This window comes from Aquimarina sp. MMG015, assembly GCF_018100855.1.
Classification (GTDB): domain Bacteria; phylum Bacteroidota; class Bacteroidia; order Flavobacteriales; family Flavobacteriaceae; genus Aquimarina; species Aquimarina latercula.
The window spans coordinates 673,236-690,793 of the sequence record NZ_JAGJEB010000002.1 but is presented as its reverse complement, the minus strand read 5'-3'; the positions used below and the strand labels follow the sequence as shown (position 1 = coordinate 690,793).

At 32.9% G+C, this 17,558-nt stretch carries 18 protein-coding genes; 16 read left to right on the top strand and 2 right to left on the bottom strand.

Annotation, left to right across the window (positions count from 1 at the left end; all coding sequences use genetic code 11):
* Nucleotides 1-122: 122 nt before the first annotated feature.
* Nucleotides 123-1,283 (top strand): response regulator, encoded by a 1,161-nt coding sequence (locus tag J8L88_RS06430; protein ID WP_118386447.1) that lies wholly within the window; start codon nt 123-125, stop codon nt 1,281-1,283.
* A 9-nt stretch (nt 1,284-1,292) separates the two neighbouring features.
* On the opposite strand, the gene J8L88_RS06425 is transcribed toward J8L88_RS06430, so the two are convergent.
* Nucleotides 1,293-1,613: a histidine kinase gene (locus J8L88_RS06425; protein WP_108804524.1), complete on the bottom strand. Its 321-nt coding sequence runs from the start codon at nt 1,611-1,613 to the stop codon at nt 1,293-1,295.
* A gap of 709 nt (nt 1,614-2,322) precedes the next feature.
* Between J8L88_RS06425 and J8L88_RS06420 the strand changes: the two genes are divergently transcribed.
* The 15 genes from J8L88_RS06420 (at nt 2,323) to J8L88_RS06350 (ending at nt 15,552) form a co-directional block, all read left to right on the top strand.
* Nucleotides 2,323-2,895: a Crp/Fnr family transcriptional regulator gene (locus J8L88_RS06420; RefSeq protein ID WP_027391142.1), complete on the top strand. Its 573-nt coding sequence runs from the start codon at nt 2,323-2,325 to the stop codon at nt 2,893-2,895.
* A gap of 210 nt (nt 2,896-3,105) precedes the next feature.
* Entirely contained in the window at nt 3,106-4,920 is a 1,815-nt protein-coding gene (locus tag J8L88_RS06415; protein WP_211060281.1) for an acyl-CoA dehydrogenase, read from the top strand.
* Between the two features lie 68 nt (nt 4,921-4,988).
* Nucleotides 4,989-5,765: an SDR family NAD(P)-dependent oxidoreductase gene (locus J8L88_RS06410; protein ID WP_211060280.1), complete on the top strand. Its 777-nt coding sequence runs from the start codon at nt 4,989-4,991 to the stop codon at nt 5,763-5,765.
* Between the two features lie 72 nt (nt 5,766-5,837).
* Nucleotides 5,838-7,052, top strand: a complete 1,215-nt coding sequence (locus J8L88_RS06405) for an acyl-CoA dehydrogenase family protein (RefSeq protein ID WP_211060279.1) — start codon at nt 5,838-5,840, stop codon at nt 7,050-7,052.
* Nucleotides 7,053-7,055: 3 nt separating this feature from the next.
* Nucleotides 7,056-8,108: a phosphotransferase family protein gene (locus J8L88_RS06400; RefSeq protein WP_211060278.1), complete on the top strand. Its 1,053-nt coding sequence runs from the start codon at nt 7,056-7,058 to the stop codon at nt 8,106-8,108.
* Between the two features lie 11 nt (nt 8,109-8,119).
* Nucleotides 8,120-8,755 (top strand): transglutaminase family protein, encoded by a 636-nt coding sequence (locus J8L88_RS06395; RefSeq protein WP_211060277.1) that lies wholly within the window; start codon nt 8,120-8,122, stop codon nt 8,753-8,755.
* 11 nt (nt 8,756-8,766) lie between these two features.
* Nucleotides 8,767-9,150: a hypothetical protein gene (locus J8L88_RS06390; protein WP_211060276.1), complete on the top strand. Its 384-nt coding sequence runs from the start codon at nt 8,767-8,769 to the stop codon at nt 9,148-9,150.
* 30 nt (nt 9,151-9,180) lie between these two features.
* Nucleotides 9,181-9,936 carry an SDR family NAD(P)-dependent oxidoreductase gene (locus J8L88_RS06385; RefSeq protein WP_211060275.1) on the top strand — a complete coding sequence of 252 codons (756 nt, stop codon included), beginning with the start codon at nt 9,181-9,183 and terminating at the stop codon, nt 9,934-9,936.
* A 38-nt stretch (nt 9,937-9,974) separates the two neighbouring features.
* Complete coding sequence (locus J8L88_RS06380; protein ID WP_211060274.1) at nt 9,975-10,739, top strand: enoyl-CoA hydratase/isomerase family protein; 765 nt, start codon at nt 9,975-9,977, stop codon at nt 10,737-10,739.
* Nucleotides 10,740-10,767: 28 nt separating this feature from the next.
* Complete coding sequence (locus J8L88_RS06375) at nt 10,768-11,772, top strand: NADP-dependent oxidoreductase (RefSeq protein WP_211060273.1); 1,005 nt, start codon at nt 10,768-10,770, stop codon at nt 11,770-11,772.
* 1 nt (nt 11,773) lies between these two features.
* A complete protein-coding gene (locus tag J8L88_RS06370) occupies nt 11,774-12,751 on the top strand; it encodes an NADPH:quinone oxidoreductase family protein (protein WP_211060272.1) in 978 nt (325 codons plus the stop codon).
* 25 nt (nt 12,752-12,776) lie between these two features.
* Nucleotides 12,777-13,514, top strand: a complete 738-nt coding sequence (gene fabG / locus J8L88_RS06365) for a 3-oxoacyl-ACP reductase FabG (protein WP_211060271.1) — start codon at nt 12,777-12,779, stop codon at nt 13,512-13,514.
* 26 nt (nt 13,515-13,540) lie between these two features.
* Nucleotides 13,541-14,008, top strand: coding sequence for a MaoC family dehydratase (locus J8L88_RS06360; protein ID WP_211060270.1), 468 nt, complete (start codon nt 13,541-13,543; stop codon nt 14,006-14,008).
* Nucleotides 14,009-14,077: 69 nt separating this feature from the next.
* A complete protein-coding gene (locus J8L88_RS06355; protein ID WP_211060269.1) occupies nt 14,078-14,902 on the top strand; it encodes an alpha/beta hydrolase in 825 nt (274 codons plus the stop codon).
* A 161-nt stretch (nt 14,903-15,063) separates the two neighbouring features.
* Nucleotides 15,064-15,552 carry a C39 family peptidase gene (locus J8L88_RS06350; RefSeq protein ID WP_211060268.1) on the top strand — a complete coding sequence of 163 codons (489 nt, stop codon included), beginning with the start codon at nt 15,064-15,066 and terminating at the stop codon, nt 15,550-15,552.
* Nucleotides 15,553-15,592: 40 nt separating this feature from the next.
* Here J8L88_RS06350 and J8L88_RS06345 read toward each other — a convergent pair whose 3' ends face one another.
* A complete protein-coding gene (locus J8L88_RS06345) occupies nt 15,593-17,482 on the bottom strand; it encodes a PAS domain S-box protein (protein ID WP_211060267.1) in 1,890 nt (629 codons plus the stop codon).
* Nucleotides 17,483-17,558 lie beyond the last annotated feature (76 nt).

Here is a 17,558-nt window from a genome sequence, read left to right as displayed (position 1 = left end):
CCTAAATTTAATTACACAACATCACTTTAAATACATTTTATTGACCGATTGATTTAGTAGGATTAAGTGTTTTTTTAAAAGGGTTTAACGCAGATTTAATATATAATATTTAAAGTTTAATTATGAAAAGAATTTTAGCAATAGATGATCAACAATTAATTCTATTATCCTTAGAAAAACATCTTTCCGATCTTGGTTATGAGGTAAAATGTGCTGATAATGGAAAAGAAGGTCTGTTATTGTTTGAATCCTTTTCGCCTGATTTGGTTATTGTGGATATCAATATGGATGAAATGTCTGGTTTAGAAGTGATAAAAGCAATAAAAGAGAAAGAGAAATCTGATGTAAAAATATTAGTGCTTTCTGGGAATAATGATGAAGATACTATTATTGATGGCTTTGATTTAGGTATTGATGATTATATGAAAAAACCATTATCTCTTAACGAAGTTTCGGTAAGGATAGGTAGGATTTTTGGAATCAAACATGATAGGTCTCCTTCTGAAGATTCTAAAGGAAAAATGTTGCAAAGGAATTGTGTAGGAGTTGTGATACCTTGCTATAATGAAGAAAAAAGATTATTAAGTAAAGAGTTTATAGATTTTACAAATAGTAATTTAGGGTATCACTTATGTTTTGTTAATGATGGCAGTACTGATGATACCCTTAATGTATTATTAGAGTTGAGTAAAGGTAGAGAAGATAGTATAAGTGTTTATAATTGTGAAAAGAATGGAGGTAAAGGAGAAGCTGTGCGACAAGGAGTTTTACATTTGGCTAAGGATAAACAGTTGGATTATATTGGGTATTTGGATGCAGATTTATCAACGGATTTTAGAGACTTTGATGATCTTGTTCAAACAATAGCTACTTCGGATTTTAAAATAGTAAGTGGTTCTAGAATGAGTAGAATGGGAGCAGACATTACTAAGGAATCTGCTCGTAAAATTATAAGCAAAACAATCAACCTGATAATTCGAAATATTCTGGGAATGTCATTTAATGATACTCAGTGCGGTGCTAAAATTATGGATAAGGAAGTGTTTAATGAGTTGTTTAAAGAGAAGTTTATTACAAGATGGCTGTTTGATGTAGAGATATTTATGAGAATGCGTAAGTTTTATGGTAAGAAAAAGGCCGCTTCATATATCTGTGAACAACCATTAAAAAGATGGATTCATGCGGATGGGTCTAAATTGTCAATGAAGGATTCTGTAAAAATAGTGGGACAACTTGGACACATAGCGTATCATTATGGAGTTAAAGTTAAAAGTACTGCGTAAAAAATATAGTTATAGTGTGCTCTCCAAATACCGAGTAATATTTTCTAATATACTTTCGAATTCTTCTCGGAGTATTTCTGATTCATTTTTTAAATTATCCTCATATTTCTCAGCAGTATCATAACTAGTTTTCAATCCTAGGATACTAATCTTATGTTTAAGCTTATGTACATCTTCTGCAGCTTTATTGTATTTCTTTGATTTAATACTTAGGATATACTTTTCTTTTTCTTCAGGAAATTCTCTCCTTATAACAGCGAAAATTTTTTCTTCAAAAACTTTATCACCGTTTGATAATTTATTAATAAAAGATAAATTAGGTTCTTCCATCGGTTATGTATTATTTAAGTGGTACTTCAAATTTACATTTAATTATGATATTTTAAAGTTATTTTTTAATGTTAATTAAGGGAATTTTTAGTGCTTATTGTGTGTTTAAATATTAATGATCTAAAGTTTAATATACATAATACTTCAATTTTGATTTTCTCTAATGATGCACTACACTTTTCTCAAAGAGTGTTTTTTTTCTCTGAATTTTGTTTATAACGTTCATTATTAACTTGTTTTTTGTTAATAAGTGATGATTTCTATGATGAATTTTATGGTTATTAACAATTTTAGTAGGAAAATAATACTTTATTATTGTGGTTATTAACATAAATTGTGTTTTTTATCGATAAAAATATGCTTTATGAATATTTACTAACAATTTTTTGTTTTAAATGTTGATTATATGTTAATAACTTATTATATTTACTATAATTAATCCTTAAATCACACAGTTATGAATCATCTTTATTCTTCTATTGAACTTATTTTTAAAAGTGCTGTTGACTTCTTAAGAGATCTTCCCGGCGCATCTAGTTATGCGATCCGTAAATAACAATAAATTGTTTAGTGTAGTTTATAAATAGTCAAAGAGGTTGTTTTCCATAAGACAACCTCTTTTTTTATACTACTATATTAGAATATATGCACAATTGCACTTGCTGAATACTCAAATATTTTGTTCTTTGCATTTCTATAGTACTATATATTGAAGGATTTAGAACAAAAAATACGCTCTTTTACACCCGTTAGTGATTCTGATATGGAATATGGGTTGCAATTCTACAAAAAAGAAATTTATAAAAAAGGTGCATATCTTGTTAAGCCAGAACAATCTATTCAAGATTTCTATTTTATGAAGAAAGGCTGTGTAACCTATTATACCATTGAAGAAGGGGTGACCAGAGTAATGGAGTTTTTTACAGAAGGTTCTTTTTTTACAGATTTGTATCCATATATTGAAGAAATTCCGTCCGAATCATATTTAGAAGTAATCGAGGATTCTATCGTTTATACCATTTCTAAAACTGATGCTCTTAAAGTTTTCGATTATTCTCATGCATTAGAACGTTTTGGAAGATTATCTATGCAAAAGGCTTTTATTAATAATTTTCAAAGAATTAATAGAATGAAGAATCTTTCTAATCAGGAACGTTATCTTCAGTTATTAGAAAAGCGACCTTCACTTTTTCAGAGAGTTCCCCAATATCTTATTGCTTCTTATTTAGGGTTAACTCCAGTTGGGCTTTCTAAAATAAGAAAGAGGCTAAGTCAACAATGATTTAGTAGTAAGATTTTCGGTAATGTTTATAATTTAATTAATTTAGAATAGTAATGTTCTAAGCCGTAAGTAGTTTATAGGTCAATTTTTGTTTTAAAAACAAAAGGATATCATAAAATTCATATTTATTAAACCAGTTTAATTAGAATCTACTAAATATTCACGAAATTTATTGAGTTGTCATTAATCAACTTCTTAAAACTTCACACAATGGCTAAAGAATATATAGATCTAGATACTTTAAAATACCTCTTATATGATGTTCATCAATTAGAAGAGGTACTACAACAAAAGCGTTTCGCAGATCACGATAAAGAATCACTGAACTTATTTTTGGATTCTGTAAAAGAATTCTCAGATCGTGAATTGTTTCCCTACTTCAAAGAAATGGATGAGAATCCAGCATATTATAAGGATGGAAGTGTAGTAGTTCATAAGCAAGTAGAGGTTATGATGAAAAAGGGTGGTGAGATGGGACTCATTTCAGGAACTTTTGATTATGAAGCTGGAGGATTGCAATTACCTATGATGATGTATACAGCATCTGCTTTTATTCAAGATGCTGCGAATAATCATTTACCAGGTTATGTAGGATTAACATTAGGTGCTGCAGAATTGATTATTCATTTTGCTAGTAAAGAATTAAATGATACTTATGTCCCTAATATGCTTTCCGGAAATTGGGGAGGAACTATGTGTTTAACCGAACCTCAGGCAGGTAGTTCATTGTCTGATGTGGTAACAAAAGCTACTGAGCAAAAGGATGGTTCTTATAAAATTCTTGGGCAAAAAATATTTATTTCTGGAGGCGACCATCAGTACGCAGAGAATTTTGTACATCTTGTTTTGGCCCGTATTGAAGGAGCTCCTCCAGGTACTAAAGGAATATCTTTATTTATCGTTCCTAAAAAAAGACCGGATGGCAATGGTGGTCTTATTCCTAATGATGTGACTACTGTTGCAGATTTTCAGAAAATGGGACAACGCGGATATTGTACTACGCATTTAGGTTTTGGTGATGCAGATAGCTGTAAAGGGTGGTTGGTTGGAGAACCACATCAAGGTCTTAAGTATATGTTTTTAATGATGAATGGAGCTCGTATTGCTGTTGGAAGAGGAGCTGCTGCAATCGCTACAGCGGCATATCAAGCTTCATTACAATATGCAAAAGAACGACCGCAAGGTAGAAAATTAGCAAGTACGGGTAAAAAGGATCCTGAACAAGGACAGACATTAATAATTAATCACCCAGATGTCCGCAGAATGTTATTGTTACAAAAAGTAATAGCAGAAGGATCTCTGAGTTTGGTTTTATTAGCATCTAAATATTATGACCTTAAGGAGACTTCTCAGGACGAATCCGAAAAAGAGAAATATAGCTTATTATTAGAGTTGATTATCCCAATGGTTAAAACATATCCATCAGATATGGGCGCGCATGCAGTTTCTAATGGATTGCAAGTGTTAGGAGGTTATGGATTTTGTTCTGATTTTATATTGCAACAATATCATAGAGATATTCGTATTTTCCCTATTTATGAAGGTACTACAGGTATTCAATCTCAGGATTTATTGGGTAGAAAACTTTTGATGGAAAATGGTAAAGCGCTAGAAGCACTTAACAATGAAATAATGCATACTATCCGACAAGCATCGGAGTATGATGATCTTCGTAGATATGCGAATTCACTTGGAGAGAAATTGCTATTAACGCAAAAAGTAATAGGTTTCTTGGTTGGGTTTGCTAAAAAAGGAGATTATCAACGTTTTTTATCTGATGCTACTCCCTTTATGGAATTCTTTAGTAATATAACGATCGCATGGATATGGTTAGATATGGCAGTACATGCTAAAAATGCAATCATAACTGGAAAGGAATCATATTCTGAAGAGTTTTATGAGAGTAAAATCCATGCGATGAAATTTTATTTTAAATATGAATTACCAAAGACCAGTAGTCTAGCAGAAATTCTTATGGATGAAGAAGTGTTGACTATTCTGGGAGAAAAAGAAGTCTTTAATTGATTGAATTTTATATCAGAAAACACTCAAATATTTTAATAATAACGAAACATTAATTCATTAAATATATAATGAACAGTATAAAACAATCATTTAATTTAGAAGGAAAAGTAGCGATCGTAACAGGTTCTAGTAAAGGAATAGGAAGATCAATTGCACAAGGTTTGGCAGAATATGGGGCTAAAGTGGTTATTAGTAGTCGAAGTCAGGAAGCAGTGGATCAAGTTGCGGCCGAGTTTAAAAAAGCTGGACTGGAAGCTTTTGGTGTTGCCTGTAATGTTGGTAAATCGGATCAACGCGAAGCTTTGGTACAAAAAACTATAGCACAGTATGGAGGAGTTGATATTTTAGTAAATAATGCAGCAATAAACCCTGTGTATGGTCGAATTGAAGATCCAGATGAGAATGTTTTTGATAAAATAATGGATGTCAATGTAAAAGCGCCTTGGGTTTTATCCAATCTAGCGTTGTCATCTATGCAAAAACGTGGAGGCGGTAGTATAATTAATATAGCGTCAGTAGAAGCTTTACATCCTGGAGCGGGTTTAGGATTGTATAGTACAAGTAAAGCGGCTTTATTAATGCTTACTAAAAATCAAGCAAAAGAATGGGGGCAATACGGAATTCGTGCTAATGTAGTATGTCCTGGATTGATTAAAACGAAGTTTAGTGCTGCTCTTTGGCAAAATGAAAAACTATTAAATAAAATAGAAAAAACCTTACCGACGGCTCGTATGGGAATGCCAGATGAAATGTCTGGTATTGTTTGTTTATTAGCCTCAGAGGCTGGTGCATATATGACAGGTGGCGTATACAATGCAGATGGTGGATATATGATTGCTGGTTAGTATCCATGTTTTTTGTTTAAAGCATTACTCTGGTGTTGTTCAATTGCTAAAATAAAATAAGACGATTATAAGATGAACTTTGATTACTCGGAAGAAGTACTAGAATTACAAAAAAAACTCATTACGTTTTTTGAAGAGCATATATTACCGAAAGAAAAAGAAGTAAATGATTTTCTTTATGATCCAGATAATCGATGGAAATCTTGGCCAGGAATGGAAGATTTAAAAGCTAAGGCTAAAATTGCAGGGTTATGGAATTTGTTTTTGCCTAAAACTTATGGAGCATTAAGTCCTGGATTAACTAATTTAGAATATGCTCCACTAGCGGAGATTATGGGGCGTATTTTGTGGTCTTCAGAAATATTTAATTGCAGTGCTCCAGATACAGGAAATATGGAGGTATTAGCAAAATATGGTTCAGAAAATCAACAAAAAAGGTGGTTAGCCCCATTAATGAATGGAGAAATCCGATCAGCTTTTTTAATGACAGAGCCTCAAGTAGCCTCTTCGGATGCTACGAATATAGAAACTTCAATAATCCGAGACGGTGATGAATATATTATCAATGGAACAAAATGGTGGTCTTCTGGTGGAATGAATCCCCATTGTAAGGTCGCCATTGTTATGGGGAAAACAGATCCAAATGCTCCAAGACATAAGCAACAGAGTATGATTTTAGTCCCCATGGATGCACTTGGATTAAAAATTATTAGACCATTATCGGTGTTTGGATTCTATGATTCTCCAGAAGGACATGCAGAGATCGTTTTAGAAAACGTAAGAGTACCAAAAGAGAATCTAATATTAGGCGAAGGAAGAGGATTCGAGATCGCACAAGGACGATTAGGTCCAGGACGTATTCATCATTGTATGCGTTTAATTGGGATGGCACAACGTTCTTTAGAACTAATGTCCAAACGAGCAGCAGAGCGTATTGCTTTTGGAAAATCATTTAAAGACTATAGTAGTATCCGGCAAGAGATTGCGCAATCGCAATGTGATATTGAACAAGCTAGATTACTAACGCTTTCTGCAGCTGATAAAATGGATAAACTCGGTAATAAATCTTCGAAAGACTTAATTGCAATGATAAAAATTGTAGCTCCAAATATGGCATTAAGAGTAATAGATAGAGCTATGCAAATACATGGAGGAAAAGGAGTGGGGCCTGATACGCCTCTTGCACATTTTTTTGTAGCGGCTAGAATGTTACGTTTGGCAGACGGTCCAGACGAAGTACATATGTACCAGTTAGGAAAAAGCGTAATTAAAAAATATTCAGAATAAAATATGCAAAACGTACGCAAAGGCGAAGAACTAAATGAGAAAACTTTAAAATCATTCCTTCTTAAGGAAGGTTTGATAAATAATGTTCAAAGTGATTGGAATGTTGAACAATACACTCACGGGTATTCTAACCTTACTTATTTGTTAAAAATAGAAGATAAAGAATATGTATTACGTCGCCCACCATTTGGTGCTATTAAGCGAGGACATGATATGGGGCGAGAATTTAAAGTCCAATCTGCTGTATATAAGGTATTTCCAAAAGTTCCTAAAATGTATGCTTTTACAGATGATGAGAGTGTATTAGGTTGTTCTTTTTATATTATGGAAAAGGTAAGCGGAATTATTTTGAGTACTCGTGAAGCCAAAAAAAGAAACATTTCAGCAAGTGATTTTAAAACTATTGCCGATTCCTGGCTAAATACTTTTGTAAAACTTCATAATATAGATTACCAAGAGGTTGGCTTAGAAGATCTAGGAAAACCAAAGGGGTATGTAAGCCGTCAAGTATTGAACTGGGGGAAACAATACCTTAAAGCGGCGACAGATAATATTCCTGCTGCTGGAAAGATAATGAAATGGATGGAAGATAACCAGCCAAGAGAATACCAATATAGTTTAGTGCATAATGATTTTAAATATGATAATGTTGTATTTAAAAATGATAGCTGGAATGATGTTATTGCGGTATTGGATTGGGAAATGGCAACATTAGGAGATCCATTAATGGATTTAGGGACTTCATTAGGATACTGGACAATGAGCAGTGATCATGAATTCGTGCAAAAAGGTATTCCTTCTCCAACAATTATGGAAGGAAATCCTAGTAGAAGTGAAATAGTGGAATTGTATTCACAAAAAAGTCAAAAAGAAATAAAAAATTTGGTGTTTTATTATGCATTTGGACTTTTTAAGATAGCAGTTATTGCTCAACAAATTTATTATAGATACGATAAAGGTTTAACAACAGATCCACGTTTTGCGCAACTGGATAAGGCATCCGCACTACTTTGTAATCTTGCTTGGCAGGCAATACAAACTAATAAAATTGATTAAATATAGAAATAATGGATTATTTGGCAGCGACATATTATTATGATTACGAGACGGAGGAAATCCAGAAGATTATAGAAGAATTTAAAAGTAGCAATGTAACATTGAAAGAAAAAGCAAAGGCTTTGTATGTTAAGGTTAGAGATGGTTGGCGTTATGATCCATATCATATTAACCTGAAGAAAGAGGCTTATAAAGCAAGTAAGGTAGCTACAAAGAACAGTGGTCATTGTTTAGATAAATCCATTTTATTAATCGCCGGTTTAAGAGGGTTAGGTATTCCTGCCAGAATTCACCTAGCTAAAGTGAAAAATCACATTGGAGTAGAAAGGCTTATAGAGAAGTTCGGGACAAATGAATTAACACCTCACGGAATGGTTAATGTTTATCTTGATGGAAAGTGGGTAAAGGCGTCACCAGCATTTAACAAAGCATTGTGTGAAAAATGTAATGTAGCACCTTTAGAGTTTGATGGAGAAAATGACTCAATGTTTCAGGAATTTGATAATAAAGGAGGGATTTTCATGGAGTACCTGGAAGATTACGGTCATTTCGAAGATGTTCCTTTTGATTTTATACTGAATAATATTAAAGAACATTACACAGATATATACGAGAAGTATAAAGAGCTTAGTGAAATAAGATTATAAAATCAATTTTTATGAATTCATACACTGGAATTACCCAAAAACAGTTTCAAGATTTTTTAGAATTACCTATCGATGGATCATTTCAGATGATAAATCTTTTGAAATTTAAGGATTATGTAGAAGAAACTGGGACGACAGGTAGAGAGGCGTATGCAGAATATTTGAATGCGATACTCCCTTTTTTTGAAAACACTAGAGCGAGAATCGTATATCAAGGTAAACCTCTGTTTGGATTGATAGGTCCAGAGAATACCGTCGAATGGGATAAAATACTCATTGTACAATACGAGAGTAAAGAAGAATTTATAAAAATGATTACAGAAAAAGAATATCCAGCTGATATGCGTAGCAGAGCTTTATTAGATTCACGTCTTATCCTTTCTTTAGAGAAATAAATCTAGATTAAACAATTTATATAGTATTACATGCAAGTAAAAGATAAAGTAGTTATAGTTACAGGAGCAGGTTCGGGAATAGGAGCCGCTACGGCAAAACATTTTGCAAAACATAAAGCAACCGTTGTTGTTTCTGATATTAAAGAAGAAAAAGCAAATCAGGTTGCAGAAGAAATAAATAAAGAAGGAGGAAAAGCGACAGTAATTACTGCTAATGTTGCTGATTTTGCACAAGTAGAGTTGTTAATTTCTAAAACGGTAGATCAGCTTGGACAATTAGATGTAATGGTAAATAATGCAGGGATAGGTCCAAGAAATATGTCTAAAACTGCAGAATATACGTTAAAAGACTGGGATAGTGTTATTGCAGTAAATCAAACAGGAGTTTTTTATTGTATGAAATTAGCTTTACAGCAAATGATGAAACAAGGCTATGGTAATATTGTAAATATTGCATCCTTAGCTGGATTAAAAGCATCATTAAATAACCTTTCATACAGTGCTAGTAAATTTGCCGTCGTTGGGATGACTAAATCGGCTGCATTAGAATATGCAACTAAGAATATTAGAATCAATGCAGTTTGTCCCGGTTACACAGAATCAGCGCTCTTAAGTAAATTGTTATCAGTGCGACCTGATATGGACGATATGCTAAAAAGTGTAATTCCAATGAAGCGGTATGGACAAGCAGAAGAAATAGCAGAAGCTGTGGTGTGGTTAGCTTCAGAAAACACGAAGTTTATAACGGGACAGACAATTACATTAGATGGAGGAACTTCTCTATAAAACAATTATTCAATTAGTAAATAAAGCCAAAACCCATAATGCAGACCATTAAAGTAGAAAGAAAAGATAACTACGCAATTGTACAGTTGAACAGAGGAAAAGTAAATGCTATTAATCATCAAATGACTAAGGAAATAAGACAGGTTTTTGATGATTTAGAAATTGATAGTTCTGTAAAAGGAGTGATAATAACCGGTACGCCTCATTTTTTTACAGCTGGTCTTGATGTTATAGAATTGTATGGTTATGATAAGCCGAAGATGAATGAGTTTTTTAATGATTTTGGAGGGATGTATATCCAATTAGCCAAGTTTAGTAAACCATTTATATGTGCTATTACAGGATATTCTCCAGCAGGCGGTTGTGTGATTGCTATTACTGCCGACCATCGTATTATGGCTGCAGGAGAAAAATATACTATTGGTCTAAACGAAGTAGCAGTGAATATTCAGATTTCTAATAACCTTATTAGAGGGTATTCCTATTGGTTGGGAGAAGGAAAGGCAAATGAATGTATTCTTGGAGGAAAGTTATTGAGTGTTGATGAAGCTTTGGATACTGGCTTAGTAAATGAAGTTTGTGATTTAGAAGAAGTTTTGCCAAAAGCAGAAGCTAAAATGAAGCAGTATTTACAAGCTGATGAAGAAATTTTTAAGAATACTAAGTATAAGTTACGAAGAGATTGGTTAGAAAGTATGGAAGAAGATCCTAAGGTCGATTTAGAACAAGCAATTTCTCTTTGGTGGAAACCAGAAATAAGAGCAAAAATGAAGGCTTTCGTAGAAAGTTTACAGAAAAAATAAATTGGATTAAATAAAAAATATTTTAAAAATGAATAAGCAAATCATCTTAAAAAACCGCCCAGAGGGATTACCAGATAAAACTACTTGGGAGTTACAGGAAAATCCTATTCCAGAACCTAAAGAAGGAGAGGTATTGATTAAACATCATTATATATCGTTAGATCCTGCAATGAGAGGCTGGATGCGGGAAGGAAAATCATATATAGAACCAGTAGAATTAGATGATGTAATGAGAGCTGGATCTATAGGAGAAGTTATTAAATCCAATAATCATTCGAAATTTAATGAAGGTGATTTTGTAACCGGTTGGGGAGGAGTACAGCAATATACTGTAACTAATGGTGATAATTGGTATACTGTAGACCCTAAATTAGCACCTTTGCCAATGTATATTGGAACTCTAGGGATGCCTGGTATGACAGCATATTTCGGAATTTTAGAAGTTGGTAAAATAAAAGAAGGAGATACTGTTTTAGTTTCTGGGGCTGCAGGAGCGGTTGGCAGTATAGTTGGTCAGATAGCAAAGATAAAAGGATGTCGTGTTATTGGAATAGCAGGAGGAAAAGAAAAATGCAACTATATTAAAGACGTTTTAGGCTTTGATGCTGCTATAGATTATAAGTCTGGAGATATATATGAGGCTATCAAAAATGAATGTCCAAAAGGTATTGATGTATATTTTGATAATGTTGGAGGAGAAATTTTAGATGCGGCGTTATCTAGACTGCGTATGCAGGCAAGGATTGTTATTTGTGGGGCAATTTCTCAATATAATAATATGGAAGATATGAGAGGGCCTAAAAATTATCTTTCATTATTAGTAAATCGGGCAACAATGCAGGGTATGGTTGTTATGGATTATGCAAAAGATTATGGGAAAGCAGCTAGAGAAATGGGTGGTTGGTTGGCACAAGGGAAATTGAAAAGTAAAGAAGATATTTATAATGGAATCGAAAACTTTCATGAAACATTTTTGCGTCTTTTCTCTGGAAATAAAATGGGTAAACTTGTATTAAAGGTTATAGAGGATTAGTATGAAGGCTATAGTTTGTAAACAATACGGACCACCTTCTAATTTGGTATATGAGGATGTTGTATCTCCAAAACCAAAGGAAAATGAAGTCCTAATTCAAGTAAAAACCTGTGGAGTGAATTTCCCTGATACTCTTATAATTCAGGGCTTGTACCAGTTTAAACCCGATGTTCCTTTTATTCCAGGAAGTGATGTAGCAGGAGTTGTAAAAGAAGTAGGGATTAATGTTAAGCACCTTAATATTGGAGATGAGGTTTTTGGATTTGTAATGCAAGGCGGTTATGCAAAAGAAGTTGCAGTTCCTGCTAATGTATGCTTTAAAAAACCTCCTAAGATGGATTTTTCGGTAGCGGCTTCTTTTATGATAGCGTATGGCACATCTTATCATGCATTAAAAGATCGTGCTCAATTAAAGCAGGGCGAAACTTTACTGGTTTTAGGGGCATCAGGAGGAGTTGGGCTTGCAGCAATTGAACTAGGAAAGCTATTGGGAGCTAAGGTTATTGCGGCTGCATCTTCTAAAGAAAAACTGGAATTATGCAAACAATATGGAGCAGATGAAGTTATAAACTATACCGAAGAGGATCTAAAAAGTAAAATTAAAGAGTTAACAAATGGAAAAGGAGCAGATGTTGTGTATGATCCTGTAGGAGGAGATTTTTCTGAACCAGCATTGAGAGGGACAGCTTGGGAAGGTAGATATTTAGTAATAGGTTTTGCTGCAGGACATATTCCTAAAGTACCATTGAACCTAGCATTACTAAAAGGATGTTCTATTGTTGGTGTGTTTTGGGGTAATTTTGCAATGAAAAATCCTAAAGGGAATATGGATAATACATTACAATTAATGAAATGGATGGAGGAAGGAAGGGTACAACCACACATTCATAAAATATATCCGTTAGAAGAAACTCCAAATGCTTTAGAAGAAATGATGAATAGAAAGGTGAGAGGCAAAGTGGTGATTCAATGTTCTTAATATTATTTAATAAACAAGCTTACATATGAGATTAAAAAATAGAATTGCAATCGTTACAGGAGGAGCAAGAGGAATAGGAAAAGCTATTTCTACTTTATTTGCTAAAGAAGGCGCAACTGTAATTATTTGGGATTTATTACCAGAAGGTGAACAAGTAGCTAAATCTATATTAGACAATGGTCAAGTTGCCGAATTCACGAGTATTTCCGTTACTGATAAAAGTGCTATTGAAGCTGAAGCCGAAAGAATTCATGAAAAATATGGAAAAATAGATATCTTGATTAATAATGCAGGAATAACTAAAGACCGTACACTGCATAAAATGAGTGAGAATGAATGGGACGCTGTAATCGAAGTAAATTTAAAAGGTGTTTTTTTATGTACACAGGTTGTTTCTCAATACATGAAAGAATCTGGTTATGGAAGAATTGTATCTGCGGCTTCTAATGTAGGTTTACGAGGTAATTTTGGGCAAACCAATTATGCAGCTACTAAAGCTGGTGTTATTGCGATGTCTAAAACTTGGACAATAGAGCTGGGTAAGTATGGAATCACAGCCAATGCGTTAGCTCCAGGATTTACACTAACAGAAATGACAGATCAGATTCCTAAGGAGCATATAGAAGGAATTAAATCACAAATTCCTTTAAAGAAAGCTGCTACGCCTATGGATATTGCTTATGGGTATTTGTATTTGGCATCAGATGAAGCTTCTTACGTGTCAGGTATTTGCTTGACTATAGATGGAGGAATCTCAAGATAGTTTAGAAATCTACAATAAGTAAAAATATGGATCAGTTGACTTGTAAAAACTTTGATGAGTTTAAAACGTACCACGGAAAACAATTACCATTGGGTAAATGGATTACCGTAACCCAGGAAATGATTAATGCGTTTGCTGATGCTACAAAAGATTACCAATGGGTACATGTTGATTTAGATCGAATTAAAAAGGAATCTCCATTTAAGAGACCTATTGCTCACGGTTTTTTATCAGTTTCGCTACTATCCAAAATGTTGATGGATCTTATTGATATAGAAAGTTTAGCAATGGGTGTTAATTATGGACTTAATAAAGTAAGGTTTCCAAATCCTGTAATTGTAGATAGTAGGTTAAGATTACATAGTAGTATTAAGGATATAGAGGCTTATACCGAAAAAGGCCTAAAAATAACTTGGGATTGTTCAGTGGAAATTGATGGTTCAGAAAAGCCTGCCTGTGTTGCAGAATTTGTTTCGTTAATGTTTGAGGAGTAAAAAATGTAATTTGCTTTTATTTAGAAAAGTGATGTCATTTTTGAATCTATTTTAATAGTATATCTAAGTATGCAATTTCAAGAATTTTATTTCAATTATCTTAAATATCAGTTGTACGGTCAATATTGGTTGCCTACTAACTGTAAAGCAATGGTTTTGCTAGTACATGGTATGGGTGAGCATTCTGGTAGATATTCGGATCATGTAATTCCTGAGTTGTTGTCAAAACAAATAGGTGTAATTACTTATGATAATTTTGGTCATGGTAAGAGCAGTGGTAAAAGAGGACATTGCCCTAATTATGATTCTCTTATGGATACAATAGACGCTGTTTATCAAAAATCAAGAGAAATAGTAAATAACCTTCCTGTATTCTTATATGGCCATAGTATGGGTGGAAACTTGGTTATCAATTATTTAATCCGGAAAAAACCAGAAGTTACAGGAGTAATTATTACGAGTCCTTTCTTACGTTTAGCGTTTCAGCCACCAAAATGGAAAATGACAATGGGAAAGATGTTTCAAAAAATAGCACCTTCTGTAACATTGCTTTCTGGGTTGGATGTAAAGGCCATTTCTAGAATAGCGGATGAGGTAGAAAAGTATGAAAATGATCCTTTAATTCACGATAGAGTAAGTACTAATTTCACACTTCCAATTATAGAAGCCGGTATTTGGGTAATTTCTAAAGCCGCTTTTGTTGAAAAACCAGTTTTGATAGTTCATGGAACTGCAGATCAAATTACTGATTATAGGGCAAGTCAAGAGTTTGCAGAAAAGAATGACTTGATTTCATTTATTCCTTTTAAAGGAGGGTACCACGAACTGCATAATGATTTAGAAAAAGAAAAGTTTCTTTTGACGATTACGAATTGGATTGTTCAGATGATTTAATGTGTTGTTTTTTAATTTATTAAGTGTGTTTTTCGTCAGTTTTTTCATACTTGTTTATAGTTGTTATAGAAGCTGTTTTTCCTTATTTTTATTAGAATATTTATTTGTTGTCTAAAAACAACTCTTGAAATCTGAAAACACACAAAAAACAATAAAGTATTATGGGCGAACTAACAAGTGCTAAAAAGAAATCGACAAGTGTTTTACATATAATTCCAGAAGAACAAATTGGATCAAATAACTGTTGGGCTGCTGCTTTATCAATGGCTTTACAAAGTTATGGAACATTTAAGTCCGAAAAAGAACTAGACCAAATGTTTGAAGCAAATAATCAAGGTTTAGATTTATTTACATTACATCCGCAAATATCAACTCACTTTAGCTATATCAATTCAGAATATAGAAGTTTAATTTCTGGAAATGATCCAAAACTTACTTTTAGTGAGATAAAAGGGCATATAGATAGCAGTCGTCCAATTTTAATTGGGACACAAAATTATAATGGTTTTATGGCGCACGCACTTTTGATAACGGGGTATAAAGATGATAATACGGTTTTAGTGATTGATCCTTGGGTTGGAGTTTTAAAAGAAATAACGTTAGAAGAATTAGAGAATTACTGGGTAGAGACCATTGTATTCGATAAATAAAAATATCTAATTATAGAGTAGGTTTGGTGTCCTTTTAAGTCTATTCTTTTTTTGATGTGGTATATGGGATTGTAAAATAAAACACAGAACCTAAGTCTTTTTTGCTTTCTAACCAGATTTTTCCGCCAAGCATTTCACTGTAGGCTTTAGCGATAGATAATCCAATACCAGCCCCTTCTATGGCATAATTATTTTCGATATCTGCTTGTACGAAGCGTTCGAAAATTGCTTTTTGTCGATTTTTTGCAATTCCCATACCGGTATCTTTTACGTAAAATTGTAAAAATTCATCTTCCACTTTATAACCAAAAGAAATAGAGCCTTCAGGAGTATATTTAAGAGCGTTTTTAACTAAGTTGGTTAGTATAGCGTTAAATTTTTCTTTGTCTGTTTTAATAATTGCTTCTTGGTCCGGTAAACCATTGTTAAAGCTTAATAGCAAACCCTTTCTGTCAGCTTCTGGTTTAAAAAACTGATATAAATAAGTTACTTGTTCATTGATGTCTATATCTGATGTAAACACCTTCACTTGTCCAGATTCAATCTTCGAAATATCAATTATATCTCTTATAATATTGAGCATTCGAGTGCCACTTTCTTCTATAAGACTAATGTATAGTTGTTGTTCGTCTCCGGTAAGTACAGGTTCTTTAAGTAATTCGGCAAAACCTAATATCCCATTCATAGGAGTTCGTATTTCATGACTCATGTTTGCTAAGAAAGCAGACTTTAAACGATCACTTTCTTCAGCTTTATCTTTCATTTTATTTAGTTCTATTTCATAAAGTTTTAATTCAGTGATATCTGTTGCAGTCCCTACATAACCAATAATTTCTTTTCGTTCATTATACTCAGGAATAGCTTGGCCTAATACCCAAATAGTAGTTCCATCTGGTCTAATAAATCTATATTCAGCATGTGAAGATTCTCGTCTTTTTGTATTATTATACCAGTCAGATTTTAATTTCTTTCTATCCTCTGGATGTACTGCTTTTAGCCATCCATCGTTCATTGCTTCTTGTTGGGCTAAACCGGAAATTTCGCACCATTTTTCGTTAACAAAGGTAGTTTTTCCATTGGCTTTAGTCATAAAAATGCCTACAGGAGAAATATCGGTTAATGTTCTATATCTGTTTTCGCTTAGCTGAATTACCTTTTCTGCTTCTTCAAATTTTTGACGATAGGTTAGTGAGTGATAAACATCCTTAAAAGTAGAATAGCTGTTTTCGGAGATTTCTTTTTGAAAGTATTTAATGTATATGGTAAATAAAATACCATAATAAATACTCATAACTATTTTAGAAGATAGTCCAGAAATTAGAAAATTTGTTACATCCATAGGTCCCCAAAACCCTACAATACTAAACATCAAAGCATCAAATGAAAGGATCAAAAGCATCGTGAAAAGTATTCTTAGAAAAAGAGATTGTATATGTTTAGAAATATACTCAAAGACAAAAATTATAAGAATAGAATCAAGGAATAAAAGAATAGTACCATAAATTAGAAGAAATATATTGGTGTTAAAAAAATCAGATAACATAGTAAATGAAACCTGATGAATACTAGAATCTTTTAAGTTAATACCGAAAAGGAGTAATAAGATTACTATCATCAAGTTAGCAATAACGAGTGCGTATATTAGCTTTCTTGTTAATAAAGCATCTTCTTTAATGTAGAAAATTAATACGGTAAACAGTGTTACGGAAAAAAGAACGGAGGATCCTGGAGATACCGTAATTCCATTATATATTTCAAAATACATTGTTGTTGCTGTGAATACCTGTATGAATTGAAACATTCCTAAGGCTGTAAATAACAGTCCGTTACCTGTTACTTTTCGAAAATGAAATAACGTTAATACCAAAAAGGATACTACAAACCCTTGTAGCAAGAAAACTGATATTTGATAAAAATTTACTTCTTCCATAAAACATTCTGAACCATCTTTATTTAAGAATAAATAAAGTGATTGTAATTTATATTAAAAAAGCCCGAGAGGTAAT

Excerpts from the sequence above, each read along its gene's own strand:
- J8L88_RS06430 (WP_118386447.1), top strand. The coding sequence starts at position 123 with ATGAAAAGAATTTTAGCAATAGATGATCAACAATTAATTCTATTATCC.
- J8L88_RS06425 (WP_108804524.1), bottom strand. The coding sequence starts at position 1,613 with ATGGAAGAACCTAATTTATCTTTTATTAATAAATTATCAAACGGTGAT.
- J8L88_RS06415 (WP_211060281.1), top strand. The coding sequence starts at position 3,106 with ATGGCTAAAGAATATATAGATCTAGATACTTTAAAATACCTCTTATAT.
- J8L88_RS06410 (WP_211060280.1), top strand. The coding sequence starts at position 4,989 with ATGAACAGTATAAAACAATCATTTAATTTAGAAGGAAAAGTAGCGATC.
- J8L88_RS06405 (WP_211060279.1), top strand. The coding sequence starts at position 5,838 with ATGAACTTTGATTACTCGGAAGAAGTACTAGAATTACAAAAAAAACTC.
- J8L88_RS06400 (WP_211060278.1), top strand. The coding sequence starts at position 7,056 with ATGCAAAACGTACGCAAAGGCGAAGAACTAAATGAGAAAACTTTAAAA.
- J8L88_RS06395 (WP_211060277.1), top strand. The coding sequence starts at position 8,120 with ATGGATTATTTGGCAGCGACATATTATTATGATTACGAGACGGAGGAA.
- J8L88_RS06390 (WP_211060276.1), top strand. The coding sequence starts at position 8,767 with ATGAATTCATACACTGGAATTACCCAAAAACAGTTTCAAGATTTTTTA.
- J8L88_RS06385 (WP_211060275.1), top strand. The coding sequence starts at position 9,181 with ATGCAAGTAAAAGATAAAGTAGTTATAGTTACAGGAGCAGGTTCGGGA.
- J8L88_RS06380 (WP_211060274.1), top strand. The coding sequence starts at position 9,975 with ATGCAGACCATTAAAGTAGAAAGAAAAGATAACTACGCAATTGTACAG.
- J8L88_RS06375 (WP_211060273.1), top strand. The coding sequence starts at position 10,768 with ATGAATAAGCAAATCATCTTAAAAAACCGCCCAGAGGGATTACCAGAT.
- J8L88_RS06370 (WP_211060272.1), top strand. The coding sequence starts at position 11,774 with ATGAAGGCTATAGTTTGTAAACAATACGGACCACCTTCTAATTTGGTA.
- fabG (WP_211060271.1), top strand. The coding sequence starts at position 12,777 with ATGAGATTAAAAAATAGAATTGCAATCGTTACAGGAGGAGCAAGAGGA.
- J8L88_RS06360 (WP_211060270.1), top strand. The coding sequence starts at position 13,541 with ATGGATCAGTTGACTTGTAAAAACTTTGATGAGTTTAAAACGTACCAC.
- J8L88_RS06355 (WP_211060269.1), top strand. The coding sequence starts at position 14,078 with ATGCAATTTCAAGAATTTTATTTCAATTATCTTAAATATCAGTTGTAC.
- J8L88_RS06350 (WP_211060268.1), top strand. The coding sequence starts at position 15,064 with ATGGGCGAACTAACAAGTGCTAAAAAGAAATCGACAAGTGTTTTACAT.
- J8L88_RS06345 (WP_211060267.1), bottom strand. The coding sequence starts at position 17,482 with ATGGAAGAAGTAAATTTTTATCAAATATCAGTTTTCTTGCTACAAGGG.